The 9,942-nt window shown below is 73.2% G+C and carries 7 protein-coding genes and 2 pseudogenes; 3 read left to right on the forward strand and 6 right to left on the reverse strand.

The features are described 5' to 3' along the window. Positions 1-179 precede the first annotated feature (179 nt). The 3 genes from CCN56_RS23640 to CCN56_RS23650 all read left to right on the forward strand — a co-directional run bounded on the left by CCN56_RS23640 (position 180) and on the right by CCN56_RS23650 (position 5,968). Positions 180-1,307 carry an aminoglycoside phosphotransferase family protein gene (locus tag CCN56_RS23640; protein WP_086829787.1) on the forward strand — a complete coding sequence of 376 codons (1,128 nt, stop codon included), beginning with the start codon at positions 180-182 and terminating at the stop codon, positions 1,305-1,307. 382 nt (positions 1,308-1,689) lie between these two features. Continuing rightward, on the forward strand, positions 1,690-3,609 hold the full coding sequence (locus tag CCN56_RS23645) for an N-acetylmuramoyl-L-alanine amidase (RefSeq protein WP_086829789.1): 1,920 nt from the start codon (positions 1,690-1,692) through the stop codon (positions 3,607-3,609). Between the two features lie 160 nt (positions 3,610-3,769). Then, positions 3,770-5,968, forward strand: coding sequence for a Geosmin synthase (locus tag CCN56_RS23650; RefSeq protein ID WP_086829790.1), 2,199 nt, complete (start codon positions 3,770-3,772; stop codon positions 5,966-5,968). Positions 5,969-6,043: 75 nt separating this feature from the next. Here CCN56_RS23650 and CCN56_RS23655 read toward each other — a convergent pair whose 3' ends face one another. The 6 genes and pseudogenes from CCN56_RS23655 to CCN56_RS23680 all read right to left on the reverse strand — a co-directional run. Next, positions 6,044-6,409 carry an RNA-binding S4 domain-containing protein gene (locus CCN56_RS23655; protein ID WP_041127666.1) on the reverse strand — a complete coding sequence of 122 codons (366 nt, stop codon included), beginning with the start codon at positions 6,407-6,409 and terminating at the stop codon, positions 6,044-6,046. Positions 6,410-6,425: 16 nt separating this feature from the next. After that, complete coding sequence (locus CCN56_RS23660) at positions 6,426-6,926, reverse strand: hypothetical protein (RefSeq protein ID WP_030688984.1); 501 nt, start codon at positions 6,924-6,926, stop codon at positions 6,426-6,428. A 332-nt stretch (positions 6,927-7,258) separates the two neighbouring features. Beyond that, a pseudogene (locus CCN56_RS23665) lies at positions 7,259-7,459 on the reverse strand (ACT domain-containing protein); the annotation flags it as partial. A 16-nt stretch (positions 7,460-7,475) separates the two neighbouring features. Next, positions 7,476-8,642, reverse strand: a complete 1,167-nt coding sequence (locus CCN56_RS23670; RefSeq protein ID WP_086829794.1) for a thiolase domain-containing protein — start codon at positions 8,640-8,642, stop codon at positions 7,476-7,478. Continuing rightward, complete coding sequence (locus tag CCN56_RS23675; RefSeq protein WP_086829796.1) at positions 8,635-9,687, reverse strand: thiolase domain-containing protein; 1,053 nt, start codon at positions 9,685-9,687, stop codon at positions 8,635-8,637. The genes CCN56_RS23670 and CCN56_RS23675 overlap by 8 nt, the downstream gene beginning before the upstream one ends. Next, a pseudogene (locus tag CCN56_RS23680) lies at positions 9,684-9,942 on the reverse strand (hypothetical protein); the annotation flags it as partial. The gene CCN56_RS23675 and the pseudogene CCN56_RS23680, both read right to left, overlap by 4 nt.

The following is a 9,942-nucleotide window of genomic DNA, read 5'->3' on the forward strand; positions in this document are numbered from 1 at the left end:
CTGGCGACAATTCGCCAGGCTTCGCCAGGGTGCGCGAGATGTTCCGCCACCCGCGCCCGGGTGTCAGGTAGGAACGCGCCACCCCGCCCCGCCGACCGGCCCTCATTCCCCAGGGTGCGGACCGGGGGCGGGCGGGGCGACGCACGCAACTCGTCGGCACACGAAGGGATCTGTCCTCCATGTACACAGCATCGTCCTCCGTGTCCGCCCCGCCCCGGCCGCAGCACCGCATCGTCCCCGCCGGCGCCGGTCCGTACCTCGCCCCCGCGCCCCAGGTCGTCCGGCCCAGGCGCTGGGCGGGCGGCACCGGTACCCAGCCGGTCAGCGGACGAATCGACCTGTCCGGCCCCCAGGGGGCGCAGCTGAAGATGGCGATCGCGTCGGTCCACCGGATCTGCCCGGAGTTCAACCCGGTGCAGGTGCTGCGGCGCAGCGGCCGTTCCGTACTGATCGTCGGGACGACCGGGCGGACCACGGCGGTCGCGAAGTGTTTACTGGACCACTCCCCCGCGTGGGTCGAGCGGTTCCGGCACGAAATAGCGTCCTACCGCTCCTTCGTCCGCCACCGTCCGCCGGTGCGGGCGCCGCGGCTGATCGCCGCGGACCCGGAGAACTGCACGCTGGTGATCGAGCGGATGCCCGGACGGGCGGCGGCGCTGTCGCGCCACCCCGTCGAGGCCCCGCCCCGGGCGGACGTGCGGGCCGCGCTCGGTGCGATCGCCCGGCTCAACGCCTGGCGGCCGCCGGCCGGGACCTTCGACGCGCCACTGGACTACGGCGCCCGGATCGCCCGCTACCACGAGCTCGGGCTCTTCACGGACCGGGACCGGGACGACCTGCAGAAGCTGCTGCGCGGTCTGGCGCACGCGGGCGGCCGCCAGGGCATGGGCCAGTTCTGTCACGGTGACGCCCTGCTCTCCAACATCCTGCTCTCCCCCGCCGGACCGGTCCTCGTCGACTGGGAGCACGCCGGCTGGTACCTGCCCGGCTACGACCTGGCGACCCTGTGGGCGGTGCTCGGTGACGCGCCGCTGGCCCGCCGCCAGATCAGTCAACTCGCCCAGCAGGCGGGCCCGGCCTCCCGGGACGCCTTCCTGGTGAACCTGATGATCGTGCTGACGAGGGAGATCCGCACCTACGAGACGGCGGTGCAGCGCACCATGAAGGAGGCTCCGCCGGCCGGTTCCGTGCCGGTGCCGTCGGGGGCGCTCGCGCCCGGAGAGGAACAGCGGCTGCTGCTGAGGCGGCTGCACGACGACTGCGCCATGGCACGGCGGGCCGTGCGCGCGGCGGTCGGGACGCGCTGAAGGGGCGGGTCCGGCCGACCACACGGGGGCGGTGCGCCGTGAGCCCGGTGCCGACACACCGGGACGCGGCGCACCGGCTTGTCCCCGTCGGGGTTTTCGCGGAAGTCCCCGAAGTCCCCTCAGGTGTCCCTCCATTGGTCCACTCCAGTGACGCGTCCCAGGCCCGGGCCCCGTCTCCGCGAAACTCCGTCACATGGCCTCCATTCCCGCCCTGACGTGGGAACTTCCTTTTGCACGGGTGTGATTGACGGGACGTCCGGGAGCCGATACCCCTGTACGGGTTCGGCCCCGCACGCCCCCGTCTCACCCCCTGCCTCTGGAGGCCGCCTTGCTCCGTTCCGCATCGCGCAGACGTCCGTCACCGATCCGTGTGCCGGGGGCGGTGGGCGCCCTGGCGTCCGCCGCCCTGCTGTTTCCGCTGCTGTCCGCCGCCCCGCCCGCCGGCGCCGACGTGCCCGAGGCGGGTGTCCTGCAGGGGCAGTTCGCGCGCGCGGCCGAGCGTCAGGGCGTGCCGGAGAGCGTGCTGCTCGCCGTCGCGTACCTGCAGTCGCGGTGGGACACCCACGGCGGTGCGCCGAGCGTGACCGGCGGCTACGGGCCGATGCACCTGACGGACGCGGTGACGGCGCTCGAACGGACCGCCCCGCACCACTCCGAGGGCGAGGAGGACGCCCGCGGCGACTCCTCCCGTCCGGCCCGCACGGGCGTGGAGGTCCCGCTCCCCGCGCCGGAGCAGTTGCCCGAGCAGCTGCGGACCCTGGAGCGGGCCTCGGAGCTGTCCGGGATCCCGGCCGAGGAGCTGCGCACCGTGCCGGCCGCGAACATCGAGGGCGGGGCGGCGCTCCTCGCGGCGGCGCAGCGGGAGGCCGGGCTTCCGGCGAGCGCGGACCCGGCCGACTGGTACGGGGCGGTGGCGCGGTACTCCGGTGCGGACGACTCGGCGACGGCGGCGACGTACGCGAACGACGTGTTCGACGTGATCAGGACCGGGGAGACCCGGACGACGGACAGCGGGCAGGTGGTGACGCTCCCGGCGGCCCCGGCGGTCGCGCCCGCCACCGGCCAGGTGGACGCCCTGGGGCTCCGCCGGTCCGCCGCCGGGCCCGTGGAGTGCCCGGCCTCGGTGGCCTGCGAGTGGGTCCCCGCGCCGTACGAGGAGTTCGGCGACGGCGACTACGGCAACCACGACAAGGCGAACCGGCCCGCCTCCCAGTCGATCGACTACATCGTGATCCACGACACCGAGGCCGACTGGAAGACCACCCTGAAGCTGGTGCAGGACCCGACGTACGTGTCCTGGCAGTATTCGCTGCGCTCCTCCGACGGGCACATCGCCCAGCACGTGCCGCTGAAGGACGTGGCCTGGCACGCGGGCAACTGGTTCGTGAACGCCAAGTCGGTGGGCCTGGAGCACGAGGGCTTCCTGACCTCGCCGGACTCCTGGTACACGGAGGCGATGTACCGGACGTCGGCGCGCCTGGTGCGGTACATCGCCGCGCGGTACGACATCCCGCTGGACCGGCAGCACGTCCTGGGCCACGACAACGTGCCGGGCCCGGTGACGTCCTCGGTCAAGGGCATGCACACGGACCCGGGGCCGTACTGGGACTGGGCGCACTACTTCCAGCTGCTCGGCCGTCCGATCACCCCGAGCGCCGGTCCGCACGCGGGCGTGGTGACGATCCGGCCCGACTACAGCAGCCACCAGCCGGTCTACACGGGCTGTGTGACGGCGGGTCAGGCGTGTGTGCCGCACGGCAGCGGGGCGGTGCGCCTGCACACCGCGCCGAGCGCCGACGCGCCCCTGGTGAAGGACATCGGTCTGCGGCCGGGCGGGCAGGACTCCACGACCGGGGTCAACGACACGGGGGCGCGCGCCTCGACCGGGCAGAGCTTCGCGGTGGCGGAGCGCCGGGGCGACTGGACGGCGGTCTGGTACCTGGGGCAGAAGGCGTGGTTCGAGAACCCGGTGGAGGAGCCGACCGCGGTGAACGTACGGGGTCAGGTCCTGACGCCCCGGGAGGGGCTGGCGGAGGTGCCGGTGTACGGGCGGGCCTATCCGGAGGCCTCGGCGTATCCGGCGGGCGTGCCGGTGCAGTCGGTGTCGCCGCTGCCGTACAAGCTGCTCGCGGGTCAGCGGTACGTGGTGGGGGGCCGCACCCCGGGCGAGTACTACTTCGCGCCGGTGTTCGACCCCAGCGGGCACACGGTCGTGCGGGGTCAGGAGGAGTACTACCAGATCCAGTTCGGCCATCGAGTCGCCTTTGTGAAGGCCGCTGACGTGCGGGTTTCCCAGGGCTGACGGAGGGCTGGCCGAAAGGTGCGGGGTGGTGCCGGACACGGGGTCCGGCACCACCCCGTCGGCGTTCATACGACTATTCGGGAGAACGCGTGCGCCACCTGGACGACGGGGAAGGCTGGGGCCGGTCATCGCCCCAGCTCACCGGAAGGCCCCCCAGGAAATGCCTCAGCCCTTCGTCATGCCGGATTTCTATGTTCCGTATCCGGCCCGGCTCAACCCCCACCTGGAGGCCGCCCGCACGCACACGTGCGACTGGGCGCGGGAGATGGGGATGCTGGAGGGCTCGGGGGTCTGGGAGGAGCACGACCTCCAGTCCCACGACTACGCGCTGCTCTGCTCGTACACGCACCCCGACTGCGACGAGGAGGCCCTGAACCTCGTCACCGACTGGTACACCTGGGTCTTCTTCTTCGACGACCACTTCCTGGAGGTCTTCAAGCGCACCCAGGACCGGGCGGGCAGCAAGGCCTATCTGGACCGGCTGCCGCTGTTCATGCCGGCGGACCCGGCGACGGGCATGCCCGAGCCGGTCAACCCCGTCGAGGCGGGTCTCGCCGACCTCTGGCGGCGGACCGTCCCCTCGATGTCCGAGGGCTGGCGGGTGCGGTTCGCGGAGGCGACCGAGCACCTGCTCTACGAGTCCCTGTGGGAGCTCGACAACATCAACGACGGGCGGGTCGCCAACCCCCTGGAATACATCGAGATGCGCCGCAAGGTCGGCGGCGCGCCCTGGTCGGCCGGTCTCGTCGAGTACGCGGCGGGCGCCGAGGTCCCCGCCCAGGTGGCGTACTCCCGGCCGCTGCGCGTACTCAGGGACGCCTTCTCCGACGCCGTGCACCTGCGCAACGACCTCTTCTCGTACCAGCGCGAGGTGGAGGAGGAGGGCGAGAACAGCAACGGCGTCCTCGTCCTGGAGCGCTTCCTCGGCTGCACGACCCAGGAGGCGGCGAACGCCGTCAACGACCTGCTGACCTCGCGGGTCCAGCAGTTCGAGAACACCGCGCTCACCGAGGTGCCGCTGCTCGCCGCCGAGAAGGGCCTGAGCCCCGAGGAGTGCGCGGCCGTCGCGGCGTACGCGAAGGGGCTCCAGGACTGGCAGTCCGGCGGTCACGAGTGGCACATGCGCTCCAGCCGGTACATGAACGAGGGCATGGTCGGCGGGTCCTCGCACCTGGACGGGATCATCGGCACCTCCGCTCTCGACATCCGGACCCTCTTCGGGCGGCCGGCGGCGGCACGGCACCGGGCGTTCACCCATGCGCCGCACCAGCCCGTGGGGCCCTCGCTGCTGCCCGAGTTCGACCTGCCGTACCCGCTGACGCTCAACCCGCACCACCGGGAGGCGGCGCGGCACACGGTCGACTGGGCCGAGCGGACGGGGCTCCTCGACGACCTCTGGGACCGGCCGATGGCGGAGGGCTTCGACCTCGCGCTGTGCGCGGCGGGCCTCGATCCGGACGCCTCCCTGGAGGAGCTGAAGCTCAGCGCCGACTGGCTGACCTGGGGAACCTACGCGGACGACTACTACCCGGCCGTCTTCGGGCGGGCGGGCAGTCTGGCCGGCGCGAAGGAGCAGACCGACCGGCTCAAGGCGTGCATGCCGCTCGACGAGCCGGCGACCGGCGCGGCGTTCGCGGTGAACCCGCTGGAGAGGGCGCTCGCCGATGTCTGGGCGCGGACCGCCGCGACGATGACGCGCGCGACGCGGGCGCAGCTGCGGGACTCGCTCGACGCGATGCTCGACAGCTGGATGTGGGAGATGCACAACGTGGTGCAGCACCGGGTGCCCGACCCGGTCGACTACATCGAGATGCGCCGCAGCACCTTCGGCTCCGAGCTGACCACGCTGCTCTGCCGGCTGCGGCAGGAGACGACGCTGCCGCCCGCGGTCCTGGCGTCGGGGACGGTACGCAGCCTGGAGAACGCGGTGATGGACTACGGGGCGCTGGTCAACGACCTGTTCTCGTACCAGAAGGAGATCGAGGTCGAGGGCGAGGTGCACAACGGCGTCCTCGTGCTCCAGAAGTTCTTCGACTGCGACTACCCGACCGCCGTGTCGATGATCGACGACCTGATGCGGGGCCGGCTGCGCCAGTACGAGACGCTGAAGCAGCGTGAAATCCCCTTGCTGTACGAGGAGTTCGAGCTCACCCCGGCGGGGCGGGAGGCCTTCGAGGCGTATCTGCGGGGCCTTGAGGACTGGCTCGCGGGCGTCCTCAACTGGCACCGGAAGGTACGGCGTTACGGCTCCGAGGACGTGCGCGCGGGCAGCGGCAGCGCTCTGCTGAGCCGGGGTCCGAGGGGGCTCGGCACCTCGGCGGCGCGGATCTCCGAGCTGCTCGGCGCGGGTCCGCGCTGAGGAACGCCGTGGGCCTCCGGGACGGGCCCCGGAGGCCCACGGATCAGAGGGTCGACCGATCAGGGGATCGGCACATCAGGGGCGCCGGCCGCGCAGTTCGTCGAGCTCGCGGCGCTCGCGCTTCGTGGGGCGTCCCGCGCCCCGGTCGCGCACGGCGGCGACGGCGACGTGCTCGCGCGGCGGCGGGGGCGGACTGTTGTCCACGTACGCCTCGGCGGCGACCGGCGGACCGACCCGCTTGACGTGGAGCTCCTTGATCTCGACGATCCGCTCCCGGCCGCCGTGGTAGATCCGGACCTCGTCGCCGGGCTTCACGGCCTGGGCCGGCTTGACCCGCTCGCCGTTGACCTTGACGTGTCCGGCCCGGCAGGCGGCCGCGGCCTGCGAGCGGGTCTTGGTCAGACGGACCGCCCAGATCCAGGCGTCGACGCGCGCGCTCATCGGGCCCCGCCCCCCGTCAGCCCTGCTGGAACAGTTCGGCGGGCAGCGGCTTGAGCAGTGCGTACAGGTCGTCGGTGATCGGCCGGTCCCAACTGGCGATCGTCACGAGGACGTTGTCGCTGCGGTCGAACTGGACGCAGGAGATACGGCTCTCGGAGAGCTTGAGGCGGCGCACGATGAGGAGGTTGTCGCCCTGCATGACGGGCATGTCCTCGGTGTCGAGGACCTCGACCGGCTCGTCGTTCTCCAGGGCGGCGAGGAGCTGCGCGACCTCGAAGGGGATCTGGCCGTCGGCGAGCTCGCGCGCCGGGGAGCCCTCGGGGAGGTTGCCGATGATCATCGCGGGTCCGCGGCCGCCGAACAGGTCGTAGCGGAGGAACACGCCCTGGCAGGAACCGTCGGGTGCGGGCAGCAGACCGGCGCCGAGATTGCCGGGCCAGTCCCCCGGGTCCATGGCCAGGACGTCGAAGTCCGGGCCCGCGGGTGTGGCGGCGCTGCGGCGGCGGAGGAAGGACATACGGCCATGGTACGTGCCCCGGCGCACGACGCGACGCGCCGGGCGGCCCCCTCCGGCCGGCCCCGCCCGCCGGGCCGCCGATCACCGTCCCGATCGCCGTCCCGGTCGCGGACGGTGAGCCCGGCGGCGGCCCCGCTCACGGGCGGTGAGCGCGCTCGTGCCGCCCGTACCCGGCGGGCGACCGGTCGAGCCGGTCGGCGGACTCCTCCGGGAGCTTCACGCGCGCGGAGGGCCCGGAGACCTCGGCGGTCACCCGGAGTGCCCGCCCGGTCGCGGAGGGCGCGCCGTACCGCCGGGCGCGGGCGTACGCCCGGCGGGGTCGACCGCGACCGTCATTCGGCCGAGTCGGCCGACCGTCGCGAGAGCCGGTCCAGAGCGGCCAACGCCTCCTCCGCGCAGGCGTGTTCGACGAAGAGGCGGTCGTGGTGGAATCCGGCCACCACGTTGCAGCTCGTGCCCGCCGCGGCGAGCTCGGTCGCGACGGCCGCGGTGAGCCCGACGGCGTCGAGCGCGGAGTGCACCCGGAGCGTGATCCGCCGCGTAGCGGGCTCAGCCGGTGGGCGGGGTGTCCCCCACGAGCCACATGGAGAAGAACTGGGCGCCGCCTCCGTAGGCGTGGCCGAGCGCCCGGCGGGCGCCCTCGACCTGGTGGGCGCCGGCGTCCCCCCGCACCTGCAGGGCCGCCTCGGCGAAGCGGATCATCCCGGAGGCTCCGATGGGGTTGGTGGAGAGCACCCCGCCCGAGGGGTTCACGGGCAGGTCGCCGTCGAGTTCGGTCACCCCGGCCTCGGTGAGCTTCCAGCCCTCGCCCTCCTCGGCGAAGCCCAGGTTCTCCAGCCACATGGGTTCGTACCAGGAGAACGGGACGTACATCTCGACGGCGTCGATCTGCCGCCGGGGGTCGGTGACGCCGGCCTGCCGGTAGACGTCGGCCGCGCAGTCCCGGCCCGCCTGCGGGGAGACGAAGTCCTTGCCGGCGAAGAGGGTGGGTTCGCTGCGCATCGCCCCGCCGTGCACCCAGGCGGGCGGCCGCGGCGCGCGGTCGGCGCCGGCGCGGTCGGTGAGGATCATGGCGCAGGCGCCGTCCGAGGAGGGGCAGGTCTCGGAGTAGCGGATCGGGTCCCAGAGCATCGGGGAGGCCTGGACCTTCTCCAGGGTGAGGTCGTGTTCGTGGAGGTGGGCGTACGGGTTCTTGAGCGCGTTGCGCCGGTCCTTGTACGCGACGAGGGAGCCGATCGTGTCGGGGGCGCCGGTGCGGCGCATGTACGCGCGCACGTGCGGGGCGAAGAAGCCGCCGGCGCCGGCGAGCAGCGGCTGCTGGAAGGGGACGGGCAGGGAGAGGCCCCACATGGCGTTGGACTCGGACTGCTTCTCGAAGGCGAGGGTGAGGACGGTGCGGTGCACGCGCGCGGAGACCAGGTTGGCGGCGACGAGCGCGGTGGAGCCGCCGACCGATCCGGCGGTGTGGACGCGGAGCATGGGCTTGCCGACGGCGCCGAGCGCGTCGGCGAGGTACAGCTCCGGCATCATGACGCCCTCGAAGAAGTCGGGGGCCTTGCCGATGACGACGGCGTCGATGTCCGCCCAGGTCAGCTCCGCGTCCGCCAGGGCGCGGAGGGCGGCCTCGCGGACGAGTCCGGCGATCGAGACGTCCCTGCGGGCGGCGACGTGCTTGGTCTGGCCGATGCCGACGATCGCCACGGGCTCCTTAGCCACGGGGTTCTCCTTCCAGGACGGCGACCAGGTTCTGCTGGAGGCAGGGGCCTGAGGTCGCGTGGGCGAGGGCGCGGTCGGACTCCCCGCGGTGGATGCGGGCGGCGGCCTCGCCGAGCCGGATGAGGCCCGCGGCCATGACGGGGTTGGCGGCGAGGGCGCCGCCGGAGGGGTTGATCCGCACGCTGTCGTCGAGCCCGAGGGCCTTCCTCAGGACGACCTCCTGGGAGGTGAAGGGCGCGTGGAGTTCGGCGGTGTCGACGGGCCGTTCGAAGGCTCCGGCGCGTTCGGCGGCGAGGCGGGTGGAGGGCGAGTCGGTGAGGTCGCGGACGCCGAGGGAGTGGGCCTCGATCCGGTGGTCCATGCCCCGGATCCAGGCGGGGCGCTCGCACAGCTCACGGGCCCGGTCGCCGACGGCGAGGATCACGGCCGCGGCGCCGTCGCCGATGGGCGGGCAGTCGCCGGTACGGAGGGGCTGGACGGCGTACTCGCCCTGGGGGCGGGCGCCCGGCAGCTGGGCGTGGGAGTTCGTCCTGGCGTCCTCGCGGCTGCGGGCGGCGATCGCGGCGAGGGCGGGTTCGTCGGTGTCGCCGGCGTCGACGAGGGCCTGGGCCTGGAGGGCGGCGAGGGCGACGGAGTCGGGCCAGAGCGGGGCCAGGTAGTACGGGTCGAGCTGGCGGGTGAGGACGTCGCGGACGGAGCCGGGCGAGGACTTGCCGTAGGAGTAGACGAGGGCCGTGTCGGCCTCTCCGGTGAGGAGCTTCACCCACGCCTCGTAGAGCGCCCAGGCGCCGTCCGTCTCGACGTGGGACTCGGAGATCGGCGGCCAGGCGCCGACGCCGTCGAGGGCCATGGTGAAGGAGAAGGCGCGCCCGGCGAGGTAGTCGGAGGAGCCGGAGCAGGTGAAGCCGATGTCGGAGGCCTTCAGGCCGGTCTGCCGTTGCACCTCGTGGAGGACGGGCATCACCATCTCGACCTCGGAGAGGTCGTCGGTGCGCCGCCGGTGGTCGCTCTGGGCGAAGGCGACGATCGCCACGTCCCTGCTCATAGCAGCTCCTTGTACGTGTCGTAGTCGGCGTCGGGCTCGCCGGTGGGCCGGTAGTGGTCGGGATAGCGGCCGTCCTCGCTCCACACGGGTTCGACGCGCAGGCCCATGCGGACCTCGTCGTACGGGATGCCGGCGATGCGGCCGTGGAGGGCGAGCCCGGCGCCGTCGGCTCGTATGCGGAGCGTCCTGCCGACGGCGTCGGTCATGGTCGCGCTGGCGCCGGTGCGGCCGTGCGTGACCCTCCTCACCCTCCCG

This window comes from Streptomyces sp. NRRL B-24572 (assembly GCF_002156145.1).
Classification (GTDB): domain Bacteria; phylum Actinomycetota; class Actinomycetes; order Streptomycetales; family Streptomycetaceae; genus Streptomyces; species Streptomyces vietnamensis.

Coding starts and splice junctions, on each gene's coding strand:
- CCN56_RS23640 (WP_086829787.1), top strand. CDS start 180: ATGTACACAGCATCGTCCTCCGTGTCCGCCCCGCCCCGGCCGCAGCAC.
- CCN56_RS23650 (WP_086829790.1), top strand. CDS start 3,770: ATGCCTCAGCCCTTCGTCATGCCGGATTTCTATGTTCCGTATCCGGCC.
- CCN56_RS23655 (WP_041127666.1), bottom strand. CDS start 6,409: ATGAGCGCGCGCGTCGACGCCTGGATCTGGGCGGTCCGTCTGACCAAG.
- CCN56_RS23660 (WP_030688984.1), bottom strand. CDS start 6,926: ATGTCCTTCCTCCGCCGCCGCAGCGCCGCCACACCCGCGGGCCCGGAC.
- CCN56_RS23675 (WP_086829796.1), bottom strand. CDS start 9,687: ATGAGCAGGGACGTGGCGATCGTCGCCTTCGCCCAGAGCGACCACCGG.